The 18974-nt window shown below is 69.7% G+C and carries 11 protein-coding genes; 2 read left to right on the top strand and 9 right to left on the bottom strand.

What is annotated here, in order from left to right; all coding sequences use genetic code 11:
* Positions 1-253 precede the first annotated feature (253 nt).
* Complete coding sequence (locus K7862_RS06080; protein WP_222961377.1) at positions 254-1273, top strand: LacI family DNA-binding transcriptional regulator; 1020 nt, start codon at positions 254-256, stop codon at positions 1271-1273.
* Between the two features lie 335 nt (positions 1274-1608).
* Positions 1609-3405 (top strand): RICIN domain-containing protein, encoded by a 1797-nt coding sequence (locus K7862_RS06085; RefSeq protein WP_222961378.1) that lies wholly within the window; start codon positions 1609-1611, stop codon positions 3403-3405.
* Positions 3406-3467: 62 nt separating this feature from the next.
* Here the strand turns inward: K7862_RS06085 and K7862_RS06090 are convergent, their stop codons facing one another.
* From K7862_RS06090 to K7862_RS06130, 9 genes are all read right to left on the bottom strand, one after another.
* The gene (locus K7862_RS06090) at positions 3468-5402 is read right to left on the bottom strand and encodes a DUF8034 domain-containing protein (RefSeq protein ID WP_222961379.1); all 1935 of its coding nucleotides are present in this window, start codon (positions 5400-5402) and stop codon (positions 3468-3470) included.
* 100 nt (positions 5403-5502) lie between these two features.
* On the bottom strand, positions 5503-6456 hold the full coding sequence (locus K7862_RS06095; RefSeq protein WP_222961380.1) for a carbohydrate ABC transporter permease: 954 nt from the start codon (positions 6454-6456) through the stop codon (positions 5503-5505).
* On the bottom strand, positions 6446-7360 hold the full coding sequence (locus K7862_RS06100) for a carbohydrate ABC transporter permease (protein WP_308011868.1): 915 nt from the start codon (positions 7358-7360) through the stop codon (positions 6446-6448). Before K7862_RS06100 ends, K7862_RS06095 begins: the two co-directional genes overlap by 11 nt.
* On the bottom strand, positions 7357-8727 hold the full coding sequence (locus K7862_RS06105) for an ABC transporter substrate-binding protein (RefSeq protein ID WP_222961381.1): 1371 nt from the start codon (positions 8725-8727) through the stop codon (positions 7357-7359). Before K7862_RS06105 ends, K7862_RS06100 begins: the two co-directional genes overlap by 4 nt.
* A gap of 333 nt (positions 8728-9060) precedes the next feature.
* Positions 9061-11043 (bottom strand): alpha-L-fucosidase, encoded by a 1983-nt coding sequence (locus K7862_RS06110; protein ID WP_222961382.1) that lies wholly within the window; start codon positions 11041-11043, stop codon positions 9061-9063.
* Between the two features lie 65 nt (positions 11044-11108).
* Complete coding sequence (locus K7862_RS06115; protein ID WP_222961383.1) at positions 11109-13508, bottom strand: ricin-type beta-trefoil lectin domain protein; 2400 nt, start codon at positions 13506-13508, stop codon at positions 11109-11111.
* 140 nt (positions 13509-13648) lie between these two features.
* On the bottom strand, positions 13649-15166 hold the full coding sequence (locus K7862_RS06120; protein ID WP_222961384.1) for an endo-1,4-beta-xylanase: 1518 nt from the start codon (positions 15164-15166) through the stop codon (positions 13649-13651).
* 234 nt (positions 15167-15400) lie between these two features.
* Positions 15401-16837 carry an arabinofuranosidase catalytic domain-containing protein gene (locus K7862_RS06125; RefSeq protein WP_222961549.1) on the bottom strand — a complete coding sequence of 479 codons (1437 nt, stop codon included), beginning with the start codon at positions 16835-16837 and terminating at the stop codon, positions 15401-15403.
* A 276-nt stretch (positions 16838-17113) separates the two neighbouring features.
* On the bottom strand, positions 17114-18556 hold the full coding sequence (locus tag K7862_RS06130) for an arabinofuranosidase catalytic domain-containing protein (RefSeq protein WP_308011886.1): 1443 nt from the start codon (positions 18554-18556) through the stop codon (positions 17114-17116).
* Positions 18557-18974: the final 418 nt, after the last annotated feature.

An 18974-nucleotide genomic window follows, 5' to 3' on the forward strand; every position in this document is an offset into this window, starting at 1 on the left:
GCCCGTGTACGGGCAGCGCCGAGGCCGGTCCGCGCGGAGGTCACCGGGTGGGAGCGAGGCGCCGTAGCGAATCGGTTCGACTGTGAACGTAGAACCCGCTCGATGACGCGTCAATACCGTGCGTCGGCCCTTCTGCTGTCCCGCGACGTCGGCATGCCGGCCCGCCCTGTCGGTGCCGATCCCCTCGGAACCCACCCGCCGAACCGTTTCGCACGGAGTATGATCCCGCCCGCGGTACGTCGTGAGGAGCTGCATGAACATCGGGGAGATCGCGCGACGAGCGGGAGTGTCGCGCAGCACGGTGTCGTACGCGCTCAGCGGCAAGCGTCCCGTCGCGGCCGCGACCCGCAGACGCATCCAGGACGTGATCGACGAGCTCGGCTACCGGCCCAACGCCACTGCGCGGGCCCTCAAGGAGGGCCGGACCCGGACGATCGGGCTGGTGATCCCCCCGGCCGGCAACCGGCTCAGCCACATGCAGCTGGACTTCGTCGCCGCCGTCGTCGACGCGGCGGCCCGCGTCGACCTGGACGTGCTGCTGTCGCCCTCCGGGGGCGACCACGACCGCTCCTTCGAACGGCTGGTCTCGGAGGGCCGCGTCGACGGGGTGATCGTGATGGAGATCCGCCTGCACGACACCCGGGTCGACCGGCTCCGCCAGGCGGGACTGCCGTTCGTCGGCATCGGGCACACCGCCGACGAGCGGGCGATGTGCTGGATCGACGTGGACTACGCCAGACTCATCGGGCACTCCGTCCGGCACCTGGCCGACCTCGGCCACCGGAAGGTCGCGCTGATCAGCCGCTCGAAGGAGCTCGTCGCGTCGGGTTACGGCCCGGCGCTCAGGGCCCGCGAGGGCTTCACGGCCGCCATCGCCGAGCGGGGCGTGCGGGGAGTCGAGGTCACCTGCGGGGACGACGCCCGTTCCGGCCAGGAGAGCATCGAGGAACTCCTGCGGGCCCATCCGGACCTCACGGCCGTCACCACCATCAACGAGGCCGCGCTGCCCGGCATTCAGCGTGCGCTGGCCGACGCCGGGCTGGCCGTGCCGTCCGACTTCTCGGTGACGGGCGTGGCCGCGCGGTTGTGGGCCGAGGACTTCCGGCCGCCCTTGACCGCGGCGGACGTCCCCGCCCTCGAGATGGGCGAGCAGGCGGTCTCCCTGCTCGTGCAGCGGATCGCCGAGCCCGGCACCCCGCCCCGGCACATCCTGCTCGCCCCGCCCATCTCCCTGCGTTCCAGCACCGGGGCCGCTCCGGCCGTCCGGGGGTAGCGAGTTCGGCCGGCGGAGCCGCCGGCCGGCCGCTCCCACCTCATTGACCGCCCCGGCCCCCAGCCGTAGCATCCTGCCCGAACCAGTCGAACCGATTCCTGCCAATCGATTCGACGCACGTCTCTCGACGGCTCGCAGCTACCGCGGAACGGGCCGCCGGCCGCACCCGGCGGGTCCCGCCGCCCTCACCACGGTCGGCCGCACGCTCTCGCCGGCCACATCCGCCGTCGGGCATCGGGATCCCGCGCCCTCGACCGACCCTCGCGGCGCACGGCCGCGGATCCACCATCTCGCCGCGTCACGACGCCGTGACGCCAAGCCGGAGGAGGACATCGATGAGGACAAGATCCGCACCGGGCCGTCTGGCCACCGCTGCCGCCGCCGTACTCGGACTCGCAGCACTGATCCTGACGCCCGGCACGAGCCATGCGGCACCGGGTGAATCCCTGAGCGTGCACCTGAGTTCCACCCGCGGACCGTCGACCGGCGTGGGTGAGGGCTTCCTCTACGGCGTCAGCCAGGACGGCACCCAGCCGGCGGACCAGTACCTCCAGCCGCTGGGCCTCAACGCCTTCCGGGGCGGCGGCTGGTTCTCGGGCGGCTGGATCAAGGACAACTACTCCTACGGGTCCGCCACCAAGGCCGACATCGCCTCGATCACCGCGCAGGCCCGCCGGCTGACCCAGCCGCCGTACCACGCCCAGTACCAGGTGCTCCTGAGCGATCTGTGGGGCAACAACGGCGGGCAGCCCTCGAACGAGGTGTACCCGTGTGACAACGGAAACTGCTCGAACTGGTCGAGTTTCATCGACACCACCGTGGGCGCGCTGCAGGCGACAGGCCTGCCGTTCGCCTACGACATCTACAACGAGCCGGACATCTCGGCCTTCTGGACCCGCGGGATGAACAGCACCCAGTACTTCCAGATGTGGGACACCGCCTTCCGGGAGATCCGCCGCGTCGCTCCGAACGCGACGATCGTCGGTCCATCTCTCGCCTTCACCCCGCAGAGCAACCCGGGCGAGTGGAACACCTGGCTGGCCCACGTCAAGGCGGCGGGTACGGTCCCCGACGAGATCACCAACCACGACGAGGGCGACGTCGACGACCCGGTGACGGTGTCGCAGGCGATCGACAACGCGCTGTCCGCGAACGGCGTCTCCGCCCGCCCGCTGTCGGCGAACGAGTACCAGCCCGCGGACCGCCAGACGGCGGGAGTCACCGCCTGGTATCTGGCCCGGTTCGCGCAGTCCGGGTACACCAACGCCATGCGTGGCAACTGGGTGTGCTGCATGACACCGAACCTGACCGGGGTGCTCACCCAGAGCGGCGGGACGTGGCAGCCCAACGGCAACTGGTGGGCCCTGCGCACGTACGCGGACATGACCGGGACCCTGGTCAGCACCTCCGGCCAGGTCAACTCCACGGCGATCTCCGCCGCGGAGGACAGCACGGCCAGGCGCGCGGTGGCCGTGATCGGCGACAGCAACGGGTACACGGGTACCGCCTCCGTGACCTTCGACGGCCTGGCGTCCGTACCCTGGCTGGCGAACGGCGGCAATGTGAACGTGACGGTCGAACGCGTCCCGGACCAGGCCCCGCTCAGCGCGCCGCAGGTGGTGTACAACCAGAACGTCAGCGCCTCGTCCGGTTCCCTGACCGTGCCTTTCACCTTCCAGGCGGCGCACGACGCCTTCGCGGTCTACCTGACCCCCGCCGGGTCCGCGAGCGGTGGTACCAGCGGTGAACTGCACGCGGTGGGCGCGGGCAAGTGCCTGGACGTGCCGAACTCGTCCACCACGGCCGGTACCCAGGTGCAGATCTGGGACTGCGCGGGCGGCTCCAACCAGATGTTCACCCGCACCTCGTCCAACCAGCTGACCGTCTACTCCGGCGGCAGCCAGATGTGCCTCGACGCCGACGGCCGGGGCACCAGTCCCGGTACCAAGGTGATCGTCTACGGGTGCAACGGCCAGGACAACCAGCAGTGGGACATCCGCTCCGACGGCACCGTCACCAGCGCGCTCTCGGGTCTGTGCCTGGACGTGACCGGCGCCGGAACCACCGACGGCACGCTGGTCGAGTTGTGGACCTGCAACGGCGGCGCCAACCAGCGGTGGTCGCTCGGATAGCCCGGATCACACGCTGCCGGCCGCCGGTGGCGGCAGGCAGCGCTGAGACCGCCCTGCCGTGCTCACGACGCGCTCGTCTCGGCCGGATGCCCGTCGAAGGGCGAGCGGTAGGAGGGTGTCCGGGTGCGCAGGGCGAGTCGCAGGGAGAGGCGGATCCGGGACGAGCGCGGCAGGTCGACCCGCAGCCAGGGGCCGCCGACGTCGGTGGTGGCGGACTCGACGGCGGGCGCGCGGTGGCCGTAGTCGTACAGGTCGCCGATCCAGGACGGGTCGGTGCACGTGGAGTACTCCGCCGAGCGGATGGTGTGTTCGGCGAAGGCGCCGGCCTGAACGATCACCGGACGCGCGTGCTCGGGGTCGAGGTTGACCAGCTCGACGACGGTGGCCTCGGGGTCGATGGAGGAGACCAGGGCCGCCACGGACGGCGGCAGGCCCGGACGGCCGGCGGTGGCGTCGTGGTAGCGCAGCCGGGCCTGCTGGAGGCCGCCGTTGTAGACGACCTGCGGGCCTCCCCAGGTGAGGTGGACCAGAGCCTCGGTGACGACGGGGTTGGACTGCTGCCACAGGTGGATGTCGGCTTCCGGGACGTCCCGGTCGCGGTGACGCTCCATGCGGGCCAGGCGGTGGCGTACCTGGGCCTGGGCGGCGGCCAGGATCTTCTCGGGGTAGTCCGGGTTGTCGCCGGCGAGGAAGGCGAGCCAGGGTTCCTCGTGGCCGGCTTCCTCCTTGCTGCGGAAGGGGCGGACCGTTCGCCAGTCGTGGCCGGCGGCCGCGCGCAGGTGCTCGATGCGGGCCCGGTCGGCGGCGCCTGCGGTGTGGTGCCACAGGGCGGTGGGGACCGCCATCAGCATCGGGTTGTGGTCGAACCAGCCCTGGTCGCCGTACCGGAAGGGGACGTGGAAGGTGGGGGTGTGCACGTCCTCACCCAGCTGCGGCATCCACTTGGAGCGGATGCTGGAGTCCGCCTCCGTGAAGGGCATCACCTTGCCGTGGGCGATGATCTCGTCCAGGGCCGGACGGACCAGGTCCAGGCAGGAGTCGTCGCCGGTGACGGCGGCGCCGGCCAGGGCGGCGACGATGGCCGCGTGGCCGACGCTGTACCACCCGTGGGGCCAGGACCAGCCGTAGTGGCCGCCGTACCAGCGCCCTTCGAGCAGTCCGCCGACGTTCCCGTCCGGATCGACGTTGTCGGGCAGGATCCCCCCGTTGGCGGCGGCGCGGTCGCGCCAGGCGCCGACGTACTGCGCGATCCAGTCCGCGTAGCGCCGGTCGCCGGTGAGTATCCAGGCGTTGAGGACCAGGCCGGTGGCGGCGAGGTTGACGGCGGTGTCGCCTGAGCCCATCCGGCGGCGCATCTCCGCGCCGAGCCGCGGGTCGGCGTCGAGCGGGGGCTGCTCGGCGCCGTACGGCAGTATCCAGTCCAGCGGAAAGCCGTACGTGTCCGCTTCCTTGGGCAGCCAGGGGTACGTGTCGCCGTCGAACAGTCCCTCGCGCCGCGGGTCGCTACCGTTGTGCGGGCGGCGGACGACGCGGTGCTCGGGGTCGTAGTTGCCGTGCCGGGGGTCCACGTAGAGCTCCGCGAAGCGCACCGCCCGCCCCCGCCACCGGTCGGGGGCGGCCATGCACAGGAAGTAGAGCAGCAGCAGGCTCTCGCCCTGGTGGAACCAGTCGTAGCCGCGCTCGTACTCGTCCTTGAGCATGCCCAGCTCGGTGAGCTGGCGGGTGACGCCCTCCCAGTGCCGCTCGGCCTGTTCGAGCAGGTCGTCGGCTCCGCCGAGCAGGTAGAGCTGGGGCCAGTTGAAGAAGACCTCGTAGAAGTCGTCGACGCCGTCGCGGGAGGTCAGGGTCCCGCGGTAGCGCAGCCGTCCGTCCGGACCGGTGAAGTCGCGGGCGAACCGGCGCCAGGCCCGGTCGAGCAGGTCGAACAGCTGACGTTGTGCTGTCGCCCAGCCAGGCGGCTCCAGCAGCGGTACCGAAGCCGTGATGACGGGAAGCATGAGGGGATCTCCCATTCAGGGCATGGCGGCGCGCGCCGTCCGTGCGGGACGGCGGAGGACGCCGCGTCGGGGCACCCGCGCGACGGGGTGTGCGGGTCGGTCAGTCCTTGGTGGCGCCGGCGAGCATTCCGGCGACCAGGAAGCGTTGTGCGAAGAGGAAGACCACCAGGACGGGTGTGATCGCCAGCAGGGTCGCCAGAGCCAGTTCGGGGCGTTGGACCTCCAGGGCGCCGGCCGTGGGGTTGAACTGCGGGACCGAGTCCAGCAGCGTGCCCAGGCCCACCTGCACCGGGAGTTGGTCGTCCTGCGGCAGCATCACGTACGGCAGGTAGTAGTTGGTCCAGTTCGCCACGAAGCTGAAGAAGCCGACCAGGGCGATGACGGGAGCCGCCAGCGGCAGCGCCACCCGCCTGAAGACGCCGAACTCCGAGCAGCCGTCCAACCGGGCGGCGTCCAGCAGTTCCCGGGGCAGGGCGGTGCTGAAGTAGATGTACGTCAGGTACACCCCGAACGGGTAGAACGCGTACGGCAGCACGATCGACCACATCGAGCCGATCAGGTGGACCGCGTTGACCTCCAGGAACAGCGGTACGACCAAGGTGGCGTTCGGCATCAGCATCACCACGAGCGTGGCGATCAGCAGCGCGCGGCGGCCGCGGAACTCGGTCATCGCCATGGCGTAGCCGGCCGGTACCGCCACGCACACGGTGATGACCAACGCGACGGAGGAGTACAGGGCGGAGTTGCGCAGCCACCTGAAGATCGCGTCGCCCTGGTAGGCGGTCAGCGCGTCCCAGTTGGCGCGCAGGGCGTGGAAGGAGCCGAAGGACAGGGGGTTGCCGCCGACCAGTTGGTCGTCGGTCTTCGTGGCGGCGAGCAGCAGCCACAGCACCGGCAGGACGAAGAAGGCCACGAACAGCAGCAGGACCAGGGCCGGCAGCGGATTGACACGGCGCCTCGCGGCACGGCCGATCCGCGCGGGTTCCCGCACCGCCGGTCCGGAGCGGATGCCGGCCGGGCCGGCGACGATACCCCACCGGGTGTCAGTCCGCATCGAAGAACCCCGATCTGGCGACGAAGACGCCCGCCACGACCAGCCCGACCACCAGCAGTTCCACCGAGACGGCGGCCGCGGTGTTGACGTCGTTGTTCTGGAAGGCGAAGTCGTAGGCGAGCTGGTTGAGCGAGTAGTCCCGGCCCGCCACGCCGTTGCTGGCCTGGGAGAGGAGCTGCGGTTCGACGAACAACTGGGTGCCGCCGGCGAAGGCGAGGATGACCATGTAGACGATCCACTTGCGCAGCATGGGGATCTGGATCCGCCACGCCGTCTGCAGGGCTCCGGCGCCGTCGATCCTCGCGGCCTCCAGGATGTCGGCCGGGATGTTGTTCAGCGCTCCGTACATCACCACGATCCAGCCGCCGGCGCCGGTCCAGAACGCGATGAGAGTGAACAGGACCGGCAGGTGACCGGGGGCGATGACCTGGCCGAAGGCGTGGTAGCCCAGGGCACGCAGCAGGAAGCCGACCGGGCTGACCGTGGGGTCCAGTACGAACAGCCACACCAGCACGCCGGCCGCCCCGGCCAGCGCGCCCGGCACGTAGTACAGGAAACGCAGGAGCCTGCTCAGCCCCTTCATCGCCATGCGGTGCACCAGCAGGGCCAGCCCGACGACGAACACGACCAGGGAGACCAGCCACCACGCCAGGTAGAGGACCACGTGCCCGACCGCGGGGCCGAAGCGGAAGTCGTCGAAGGCTGTGCTGAAGTTGGACAGGCCCGCGAAGGAATCGGCGTTGTCGGTGAACGCGAAGTAGATCGCGTATCCGGTGGGGACCACGCCGAAGGCGACCAGCAGCACCGTGTAGGCGGCGACGAAGGTGTGCCCGGCGCTGCCGGGCCACGGTGTGCGCGTGCGGCGCGCCGCGGCCCGGCTCGCGCCGGTGGACGGCGCGGTCACCGCGCCACCTTGTAGCCGTCGGCCCGGGCGTAGTTGACGATGGCGTCCTTCCAGGCCGGCAGGAGCGAGGTGACCGTCCTGCCGGCCGTCAGCTTCGGGGTCACCGTGGCCGCCCAGACCGCCTCCTGGCTGAACTGCCCGTAGCCCCAGCCGTCCCACACCTGGTCGGCCGCCGTCTGCAGGGTGCCGGTGATGTCGCCGGCGTAGTAGCCGGAGGACGCCTGCTGGGCGAGCCAGGCCGTGGCGGCCGCCTGGAAGGCCGGGTAGCCGGGCGCCGTCTTGCCCTGGTAGTCGTTCGAGGTCGTCACCCAGGTCATGAAGGCCGTGGCGGCTTTGAGGTTCGCGCTGTGCGCGGAAAGCAGCCAGGTCCCGCCGCCGACGTTGCCGGTCGACGGAGCGGTGTCACCGGACCACTGGGGCAGCGGTGCGGCCGCGATCTGGTGCGCGGGCGTCTTGAAGGTGCCCTGGAAGACCGAGCCGCCGTACCAGGACGGGCCGGCCAGCATCAGGACCTTGCCGGCCTTGTTCTTGTCGAAGTCCGAACTGAAGACGCTGCTCAGCGACATCGACTTGTTCTTGATCAGCGTGTCCAGCAGCGACGCCATCCGGGTGCAGTTCGGGCCGCTGGTGTCGACCGTGACCGCCTTGGGCCCGGTGACCTGGTTGGCCCCGCACTTGCTCGCCCACATGTAGACCTCGGGGGTCCACGGGTCACCTGCCGAGCCGATCAGGTACCCGGGGTGCTCGGTGGCCACCTTCTCCCCCAGGGCCTGGTACTCCTCCCAAGTCCTGGGAACCTGGTAGCCCCACTGCTTCATCAGCGGCTCGTTGTACCACAGCACCGCCTGGGACAGGTCGTTGCGCAGGCAGTACAGGGTGCCGTCGACGGTGCACGGGGCGTTGGCCCCCTTCGCCCAGCCGGACAGCGTCGAGGCGGGGATCCGGCCCTTGTTCAGTGGGGCGGCGAAACCGTCCTGCACCGCCCACGTCGCCTCGTTGTTCTGACTGCTGAAGACCACGTCCGGCCAGCCCTTGCGGGTGCGGTTGAACAGGCTGACCTTCGTGCGCAGGTAGTTGGAGCCGTTGGCGTCGCCGTCGTAGGTGACGATGTCCATCTTCACTTCGGGGTGCTGCCGCTGGTACAGCTTCGCCGCCGGCAGCCGTGTCGAGTCCACCCACACGGTCAGGGTGCCGCCGGTCTGCTTCACGGGGTGGAAGCCGCCGGAACCGCTCGTGCCGCCGCCACCGCCACTCCCGCATGCCGCGGTGACCGCCAGCACGAGCACACCCCCTGCAGCCACGAGCCCGGTGCGTCTGCGAGTCCTCCCGGATGCCTGTGCGCCGACCGCGCGGACCTTCGCTCTCATGCAGCAACTCCCCTACGTCGTGGGCGCGTCGGCCCGGGAACGGGCAGGTGACGGGGTGGCCCGGCCTCACCCGTCAGAGGGCATGCCGCACCTAGGTCACACATAACAAGCGGTAACGGGTGCCGACGTCAACACAATGAGCATGCATATTCCAAGATCTTTCTTCTCAGACCTATGCGCATTCCGCCTAATTAGGCGGCATTCAGGCGGTATTCACTAGAGCCTGGGCATTGAGACAGGGCAAATGAGTACCACTCATGTTGTCGTGGTTGGCTTCCTGAGTATGCTGACGTTCCCGGGGGCAGCGTGGGTGCACCGCCCCCGGGCACAGCGTCAGACCCCGGTGATCGTCCACGCGTTGTTGGTGCTGGAGTTCGGTGTCCACAGCACCGTGGTCGAGCCGGCCGAGGTGCTGCCGGCACCGTCGAGGGCGGTGCCGGTGCCGCGGTTGACGATCTGATAGCGGCCGTTACCCAGGTTGGTGAGCGACCACTGCTGGTTGTTGCCACCGTTCCAGGTCGTCTGCCGGGCGGGGGCGCCGTTGGCGGTGTTGCCCCAGCTGTCGGCCACCATGCCGTTGGTGCGGTTGACGATGCGGTAGTAGCCGTCGCCGAGGTCCACCAACTGCCACTGCAGATTGGTGCTCCCGTCGTAGTTCCACTGCTTGAGGTTGGAGCCCGAGGCGACGTTGCCGCCGCTGTCGAGCACCAGTCCGGTGGTGACGTTGGCGATCTTCACGTATCCGGTGCCGATCCCCCCGCCGCCGAGTGCCGGGATCTGGCCGGAGAAGGTGAGTTTGACCGTGTACGCCAGGGCGCTGAACGGCGCACTGGAGGAAGGCATGGCCAGGTGCAGGCCGGAGCCGTCCTGCGTCGGCGTGGGCAGGTTGACGTAGCTGCCGGCCGCGTTGTTCAGCAGCTGTGCGCTGGTCAGGCTGCTGATGGCGAACTGGTTGGAGTTGAGGGTCGAGATGGTCATGGTGCCGCCCTGCCAGCCCAGGGAGGTCGCGTAGAGCACCTTGTTGTCCTGGCTGCGGGTGAACCGGACGTCCTGCGCGACGCCGGCCTTGGGTCCGCTGAACGAGCCGCCCCCCATGGCGGTCGGGCCCTCGCCGTAGCTGCTCCAGGGGCGGGTGCCGTAGATCGCCTCTCCGAACCGGCCGAGCCAGTCACCCATGCCGCGCAGGATGGTCTGCTGGCCGGAGGGGATGGTGCCGTCGGCCATGGGGGCGATGTTCAGCAGCATGGTGCCGCCCTTGCTGGTCCGGTCGATCAGCGCGTGCAGCAGGGCCTGCGTCGTGTAGTAGCCGATGCCGTTGGTGTAGCACCAACTGGAGGACGAGATGCTGTCGTCGGTGAGCCAGTAGGGCGACATGAGGCCCGCGGGCCCGCCGCGTTCGAAGTCGAAGACCTCGCCCTTGTCGTCCAGGCCGTCCTTGTACGTCGCGGCGACGTCCTTGTTCCAGGACACGGCCTTGTTGTAGTAGTACGCCAGGAACTGCAGCCGGTAGGACTCCTGCACCAGCCCCAGGTCGAAATCCTGCCAGATCAGGTCAGGTTGGTAGCCGTCGATGACCTCGACCAGCTTGTTGTACCAGAGCTGGTTCTCGGCGGCCGTGCCCTGCTGCCCGTACAGGACGCGCAGGGTCGCGTCCGACTGGTACGGCACGTGGTCGTAGTAGCCGTTGAAGTGGTACGCGTGGTGCAGCGACGTCATGAACTTGAGGCCCTGGCCACGGATCGCCTGCGCGTGCAGGTTCACCAGGTCCAGCTTCGGGCCGTGCTGCACGGAGTTCCACGGGTTGGACCTGCTGTTCCACATGGAGAACCCGTCGTGGTGCTCGGCGACGGGGCCGGCGAACCGGGCGCCCGCCGCCTTGAACAGCTGCGCCCACGCGTCGGGGTCGAAGTTGCCGCCCGCCGAAGCCAGTTTGGGGGCGAACTGCACGAAGTTGCCGGCCTTGTCGCGGGCGCCGTCGATGAAGTTGTTGTACGGCCACGCCGACGGGTCACCGTAGGTGGCGATGTGGTGCTGGTTCTCGGCAGATCCGCCGATGTACATGTTGCGCGGGTACCACTCGTTGCCGAAGGCGGGGACGCTGAAGACGCCCCAGTGGTAGTAGATGCCGAACTTGGCGTCCTGGAACCAGGCCGGGGCCGGAGGGTGCTGGTCCACCGACGACCAGCTCGCGCTGTAGCTGCCCGGGCCGTCGGTCGCGGCGGCCTCGGGAGCGAACCGCAGCAGGCCGAACGCGGAGGCCGCGCCGGCCGCCGCCAGCAGCCGACGCCGGCTGATGGGGTGCGAGGAGGAGGACATGGGAGTCCTTTCGGGTTGGTTGACGGGGACGTCCGGGTCGCGGCCCCGGCCGGTCACGGGGTCGCTCAGCCGCGGGTCCACTTCTGGTTGGCGCCGCCGTTGCAGGTCCACAGCTCCAGCAGGGTGCCGTTGCTCGTTCCGTTGCCGGTGGCGTCCAGGCACAGCCCGGACTGGTTGCCGGTGATGGTGCCGTCGGCGTTGACGGTCCACTTCTGGTTGGCGCCGCCGTTGCAGGTGTAGATGTCGACCTTGGTGCCGGCGCCGGTGCCCTGGTTGGCGGCGTCCAGGCAGCTCCCGCCGTAGACCCGCAGTTCGCCGGCCGTGGTGCTGGTCCACTGCTGGTTGCTGCCGCCGTTGCAGTCCCACAGCTCCACCTGGGTGCCGTTGGTCTGCGACTGGTTGGGCACGTCGACGCACCGGCCGGAGGCGGCGCCCGTGATCGGGCCGCTCGTGCCGCCGCCCGGGCCCGGGGTGATGGCCAGGTTGTCGAACTGCGCCGTCTCGCCCTGGCTGGTGGCATAGCCGACCTGTCCGGCGGCGTAGCCGTAGTCGGCGGCCGAACCCACCGCGGCCCCGTCGACGGACGCGGTGATGGTGCTTCCCGAGAAGGCGAGGGACAGCGTGTGCCACCGGTTGGTGCCGAGCGCCGACGTCGTACCGTGGGCCAGCGTGGTGACGTTGCCGCTGGTGTTTGAGCTCAGGATCGACCAGGCGCCGGTGTCGCTCACCCGCAGGTGGTAGGCGTTCAGGCCGGCCGCCCCGCTGTAGCTCTGGGTGTTGGCGCGACCGAGCAGTTCGGCGTACCCGGACTTCTCGAGCAGCACGTCGGAGGAGACGGTGTAGTTCCCCCAGCTCAGGTCGCCGAGCAGGGTGTGCGGGTCGGTCAGCGGGTCCCAGGTGATCGGGGCCTGCGCGCTCATCTGCCGCACGCACATCCCGGTGCGGCCGCCGCCGCAGGACGCGACCTCGAAGGCGCCCTGCCAGTCCATGAGGTACTTGGCCTCGGTGCCGGCGGCATCGCTGTCGAAGGAGTCGCTGTACGGCAGGCTCATCGCGCCGCGGGCCGGACCTGCGGCGGTGCCCTTGCCCTGGCCGGTCGTGGTGGTGACGGTGTACACGCGGCCGGGCTGCACGGTCAGGCTGAAGCTGCCGTTGGCCGGGGTGATGTCCGCTGCGTGCACGAAGTAGTCGGCGGGGTTGGCGGAGTTGACGTTGGTCGACCAGACGTGCACGGTCCCGGTGGACAGGCCGCCGGTGACGTTGAAGTTGAGCGTCTGGGCGGCGCCGGCGTCCATGGTCTCGATGACGGTGGAGTAGTCGGACTTGTTCGTGGACTTCAGCGAGACGTAGCTGCCGTTGCCGCGGTTGCCGCCGATGTAGCCGCTGGAGGAGTCGAGGTACTGCCAGCCCGGCGCGGTGAACTGGCTGGTCTGGGCCATCACCCAGGCGTTCTTGCCGATCGTGTAGGAGCCGGACCACGGCTCGGGGGTGAGCGCGAGGCCCATGGTCGGGTAAGGGAGGTTCGGTGTGACGGCGGCGACCACGGGCCAGTTGAGGTACGCGGTCATCTTGCCGTCGATGTAGCCGCGGTTGATGCCGCGGGCCATCGCGTTCGCGCCGGCGTTGTAGTCGTCGGAGCCGTTCTCGCTGGCCCACAGCTGCTTGCCGGAGGACGTGGCTGACGACGGCACGGTGCAGGTGGTCTGGGCGGACCGGTACCCGCAGGGGTAGTGGGTGCCGATGATGTCGACCGACGAGGCGAAGGCCGGGTTGGAGTCCACGTCGCCCGCGACGGTCCAGTCCGAGTCGGCCGCGACGATTTTGACGCCGCCGTAGCCGTTGCTGTTGAGGGCGCTGCGCAGCTGTTCGTACCAGGAGACGTTGTAGCCGCGCTCGTTCCAGCCGCCGAGGTAGTCGATGGTCAGCCCGTGCTGCTTGGCGCACCCCAGCCAGGAGACCAGGTAGTTGATCATGTCGGTGGACCAGAAGTTGCCGTTGCCGATCCAGCCGGGAGCCCCCCAGGCCAGCCCGTACAGTTTGATGGCGGGGTTGCGGGCCTTGGCCTGCTCCATCAGCCACCATTCGTAGCCGCGGTTGCAGTTCAGGTCGCCCCTGGTGTGCTCGTGGCTCGGCTCGGCGCCCGACGTGGAGTTGGTGTCGCCGCCGATCTCGGTCTTGAGGATCTGCAGGGAGGCGCCGTAACCGGGCCGGAACAGGTAGTCCAGGATCTGGCCGCGCTCGGGCTCGGGGTAGTCGATCAGCAGGCGGCTGTTGCCGCCTCCGCCGCTGATCGCGCCGACGCCGTCGAAGGTCCGGCCGCCGGACGCGCCGTTGATGGTGACCGAGGTGGCCGCGTGAGCCGGTTCGGCGACCGTGGCCACGATGCCGCCGGCGGCCAGGACGAGGCCCGCGATCACGGCCGTGGACGTTCGTATGCGCCGGAACAACCGGCTGAGTGCTGACACAGTGAGGTCCTTTCGGGAGCGTGATGTCGTGCTACGGGTGCCGGATGTCCTGTCCTCGCGACCGCGGCCGGGACGGCGGCCGCGACCGGGACGGCGGCTCCCGCCGTCCCGGCTGCGGGTCGTCGCGGATGACTACGCGATCACCCGAGCGTCCATTGCTGGTTGGATCCGCCGTTGCAGGTCCACAGCTCCGCCAGGGCGCCGTTGGCCGTCGACGCGCCGGTCACGTCCAGACACAACCCGGACTGCACCCCGGTGATCGTGCCGTTGGAGTTGAACGTCCACTGCTGGTTCGCCTGTCCGTTGCACGTCCAGGTCGCCACCTTCGTCCCGGGCGCCGTCCCCTGGTTACTGGCATCCAGACACAGCTGACTGCCGCCGCCGAACACCGTCAGCTGACCGGAGGACGTCCGCGTCCACGACTGGTTCGCCTGACCGCTGCAATCCCAGATCTGCACCTGCGTCCCCGGCGTCATCGACGAGTTCGGCACATCCAGACACTTGCCCGCACCCACCGCACGCAGCGCACCCGACGTCCCCCCACCGGAGCCACCGGTGGTGCCGCCCGTGGTGGTGCCGCCGGTCGAACCGCCGGAGCCGCCGAGGGCGGCGACCGTGGAGTTGTAGGCCGGCTTGGGCTGGTAGTTGCTGTCGTACATGGTGGCCGCGCCGTAGCCGGGGAAGGTGCCGGGGATCCAGGAGTGGCCGTCGTCCACGCCCCACTGGCTCACGCCGACGCAGCGCGCGACCGCCAGGCAGTCGCCGACCACGGTCGCGTAGTCGTTGGCCTGCTGCTGCAGGTTCGCACTGGTGGTGGGGAGCTGGATGCGGTCGTCCAGTTCGGTGACCGCCACGTCCAGGCCCAGGTTGGCGAAGCGCTGCATGTTGGCCAGCATCGACGAGGGGACCTGGCCGTCGATGAAGTGGCTCTCCAGGCCTATGCCGCCCAGGGGCACGCCCTGGGACAGCATCGACTGGGCCAGGCTGTAGAGAGCGTTGCTCTTCGCGTTCTCGCCCTCGATGTTGTAGTCGTTGATGTACAGCTTGGCGTTCGGGTCGGCGTTGTGCGCTGTGCGGATCGCGTCGGCGAGGTAGCCGGTGCCCATCGCCTTGTAGAAGGCGTCCTGACGGAGGCTGCCGTCCTCGTTGAAGGGCTCGTTGATCACGTCCCAGGCGTAGATCTTGCCCTTGTAGTGGTTGACCTCGGTCGTGATGTGGGACTCCATCGCGCCCTGGACCTGGTTCGTCGGCAGGCTGCTGACCCAGCCCGGCAGTTGCGAGTGCCAGACCAGGTTGTGGCCGCGCACGCGGGCGTTGTGCGCCTGCGCCCAGGTGACGATCTGGTCGCCCGGGCCGAAGTTGTACGACCCGTTGGACGGTTCGGTGGTGTCCCACTTCATCTCGTTGCCGGGGGTCACCATGTCGAACTGCGCGTTGGCGATGGACATCTCACCACTGACGTTCAGGTCGCCGTCGGTCAGGGCGGTGCCGAAGTACTTGCCCTTGGCCTCGGCCAGCGACCGGAGCGCGGACGCGGCGTGAGCGGGGGTGGTGGCCGCGAGCATCGCGAAGACCGTCGCCGTCGCCACCGCGGTCGCGGCGGTGAGAACGCCGAGGCGGGTGCGCCGGGATCGGGGCAGTGCTGTGCTGGGGGGCATGCGGAACCTCCATGTGGTTGTGAGTGGTCACCGCCGCCAGGGCAGGTGGGCGTGCCGGTGTGCCGGGCCGCGGACGGGCGCCCGTGGCACGGTTCGGCGGTCTGACGGCGGCTCGTGATCAGGTGGCGCCGGCCTCGCGCCCTCGGCGGTGAGGTGCGCCGGCGGCAGTTGCGGCTGGGGTAGGTCCTGCGGGCAGGGCCCGCAGGACCTCCTCCCCCACCGGATGCGCCGGGGTCAGCGGTAGCCGGCCGCGACGATGTCGGCCTGCACCGCGTTGTCCGTGGCGTCGGACGGGTACCCGGCGACCACGGCTCCTTCGTAGAAGGTGCCGGCGCTCAGGTTGGCGCCGCCGCCGGGCTTGCAGCAGTCGCCGCCGCTTCCCAGGACGATCGCGCCCTGCTTCTTCATGGGGCTGTAGCCACTGGGCAGTCCGCCGTCCCACACGGTGGTCAGGCTGCCGGACTGCGCGTCGGCACCCTTGAGGGCGAACCTCGACGTCCCGTTGTTCTTCAGCATGGCGGTGACGAACTTGCTCGGAAAGGCGCGCTGGCCGCTGTTCCAGGACTGGCTGCCACCGGAGTACAGGCCCCATTCGAGGTCCGCCTGCACCCAGGGGCCGCTGCCGGAGCAGCCGCCGAACCAGCACTCGGTGCCGAAGTTGATGGCGTCCATGGCACCGGCGGCGTCGGCCTTGCGGTCCGTCTCGCTGTTGCCGTAGTCGAAGCAGCAGCCGCTGTTCACATGCGTGCCGCTGGTGACCATGTACGCGCCCTCGGGCGCGCTGCCCGTCGGCACGCCCGTCAGGTGGCCGTCACGCCAGTAGCTGTTGCCGGGGTTGATGTACAGCGAGTACGCCTTCGTCCCGCCGGCCGTCAGCGACTCCGAGGTCGCCTTCGCCGGACTGCTCTGGCTCGATCCGGGCACCTGCGACGAGCCCTGGTACCACAGGTCGTTGCCGTGCCCCGACTGGTCGTAGACCACGGTGATCACGCAGGTGGTGCCCGAGCAGAAGGAGTCCTGCGCCGCCGCGTTGGCGTACCCGCCGGACGCGAGGACGCCGATGTCCCTGGTCGCGCCGTCCGACGAGCGCCTGACCTGGTACAGGTTGCCGCTGTAGGAGCCGTAGAGCGCGCGGACGGTGCTGTGCGCGGCCACGCACGGCGTCCCGCCGGCGGCGTAGAGGTCACAGGAGTGCGAGCCGTTGGACGGCGGCGGCGTCGTCGACGACGTGCTCCACTTCTGGTTGCTCTGGCCGTTGCAGGTCCACAGGATGACGGCCGTGCCGTTGGCGGTGCCGGCCCCGCTGACGTCCAGACACAGACCGGACTGGACACCGGTGACGGAGCCGTCCGAGTTCTGCCGCCACTGCTGGTTGGCCTGCCCGTTGCAGGTCCAGATGATCACCGCGGTCCCGGGCGTGGTCTGCCCGTTGGAGGCGTCCACGCAACGGGTGTCGCCCATCGTCCTCAGCTCACCGGCGGAGCTGAAGCCGAACGCCTGGTTGGCCTGGTGGTTGCAGTCCCAGATGTCCAGGGCGGTGCCCGGGGTGTCCACATTGCCCTTGACGTCGAGGCAGCGGGCCGAGGCCGAACTCACCAGCGGCGCGGTCGCCGCCGACGCGGGCACCGACCACGTCAGCGCGGTGACCAGCATCGTGGCCAGCAGCGCCATCACGCAGGCGGCGGCAGCCGCCGGGAACCGATGTCTGCTCGCCCGAGTGCTGCGGGGCGAAGCGGGGGAAGGCTGCATTGTCCTGTTCCTCGCATGTGTGGGGGGACGAAGATGACAGAGCGTGCACGGGTGTTTCGGGGGGCAGGCGATCGCCGAGGGGCGCCGGAACGGACCGCGCGTCCGAGTGCTCCCGGCGTACTCCCTGTGAGGGGTGGGAGAGGCCGCCGGTCCCGCACGGGCACGTCCGGGACGTGCCCGTGCGGCCCTCGTCTCAGTTCATCCGAGGGTCCATTTCTGGTTGGATCCGCCGTTGCAGGTCCACAGCTCGGCCAAAGCGCCGTTGGCTGTCGACGCCCCGGTCACGTCCAGGCACAGCCCGGACTGCGTGCCGACGATCGAGCCGTCCGAGTTCAGTTGCCACTGCTGGTTCGCACCGCCGTTGCACGACCACGTCTCCACCTTGGTGCCCGCTGTGGTCTGGTTGTTGTACGCGTCCAGGCACAGCTGGCTGCCGCCGCTGAACACCGTCAGCTCGTTGGAGGAGTTACGGGTCCAGTTCTGGTTCGCCTGGCCGTTGCAGTCCCAGATCTGCACCTGAGTCCCCGGAGTGGTCGAGGAGTTCGGCACGTCCAGGCACTTGCCCGCGCCGACCGCGTGCAGCGGGCCGGAGGTGCCGCCTGTGGTGGAGTTGGCGTAGCCGACGGAGGTGATGTTCGCCTGGACGGCGTTCTCGGTGGCGTCGGAGGGGTAACCGGAGGTCATGACGCCTTCGTAGAAGGTGCCCTGGGCGCCCTTGCTGTTGTCGCCGCCGGTGCCGAGGATGATCGCGCCCTGCTTCTTCATCGGGTTGTAGCCCGAGACGTTGGGGCGGACGCCGTCGTAGAAGGTGGACAGGCCGCCGGACTGGGCGTTGCCGCCGCGGATGGCCCAGTGGTTCGGGCCGCCCTTGATGATGGCGGTGGTGTACCGGTAGTTGATCGTCGGGTCGCCCGCGTTGTAGTGCTGATCGACGCCGGAGAACAGGCCGTTCTCCAGGTCGGCCATGATCCAGGGGCCGTTGCCGGAGCCGTAGCCCCAGACCTTGATGTTGCCGAAGTAGATGGCCTCCATGGTGCCGTTGCCGTCGTCGTTGCTGTTGGTCTCGGCGTTCCCGTAGTCGAAGCAGCAACCGCCGTTGTAGTGGGTGCCGTCGAAGATCGCGTACATGCCCTCCGGATTGTCACCGGTGGCGATGCCGCTGGTGTGGTTGTCGCGGTAACCGGTCCCGGGGGCGACGAACACCCCGTAGGCCTTGTGGCCGCCGACCGTGGTGGGCGCGGCGGTGGCGTTGGCCAGATTGTCCGGACCGCCGGCGGCACCGCCCGCCGGTGCCTGAGTGAGGTTGTTCCCCCGCCCGGACTGGTCGTAGATGACCGTGATCACGCACGAAGTACCGGCACAGAACGAGTCCTGCGCGGACGCGTCGGCGTAACCACCGGCGGACAGCAGACCGATGTCCTTCGTCGCGCTGTCCGACGACCGCCGTACCTGGTACAGCGGACCGCTGTAGGACGAGTACAGAGCCCGCGTCGTGCTGTGCGCCGCCACGCACGGAGTACCACCGGCGGCATAGATGTCACACGGTTCGGACGTGGCAGCACGAGCGGTTCCGGTGGTGGCCGTCAAACCGGCCAGCGCACCGGCCACCAGGGCGGCCGCGGCTCCTGCGCGGGCGAGCACGGTGAGCCTGGAGGGGCGCGATCGGCCGGGTGGACGGGCCGGTGTTCCCTCCGTCACGGCGCCGAGCTCGTCGCGGCTCCGGGCCGTGACGCCGGGGGCCCGCACCACCCGGCTGGCGAGCCGCAGAACGTGTCGCATACGCGTGGTTCTCAATCTGGACTCCCTACCTGCGGCGCTCTGACCAGGGCTTTGTTAGCGCTCACAAAGACTCAGCGACCACGCCGCTGCGAAGTGGGACTGCTGAGAGGTTTCGGGGTGAGACGGTGCTCTCCCTCTCGCGGGTCTGTCAAGAGTGCTACACGTTCGGCCCGTTCAGCGGGCCTGGGCGGCCTCATCGGCAGGAGTGGACCCGGCGGCGAACGGCGACCGCGCCGGGACCGGCGGCTCTCACGGCATCCGGTCGCACTCCGCTCGTGAG

Source organism: Actinacidiphila acidipaludis (assembly GCF_019890725.1).
In the GTDB taxonomy this organism is placed as follows: Bacteria; Actinomycetota; Actinomycetes; order Streptomycetales; family Streptomycetaceae; genus Actinacidiphila; species Actinacidiphila acidipaludis.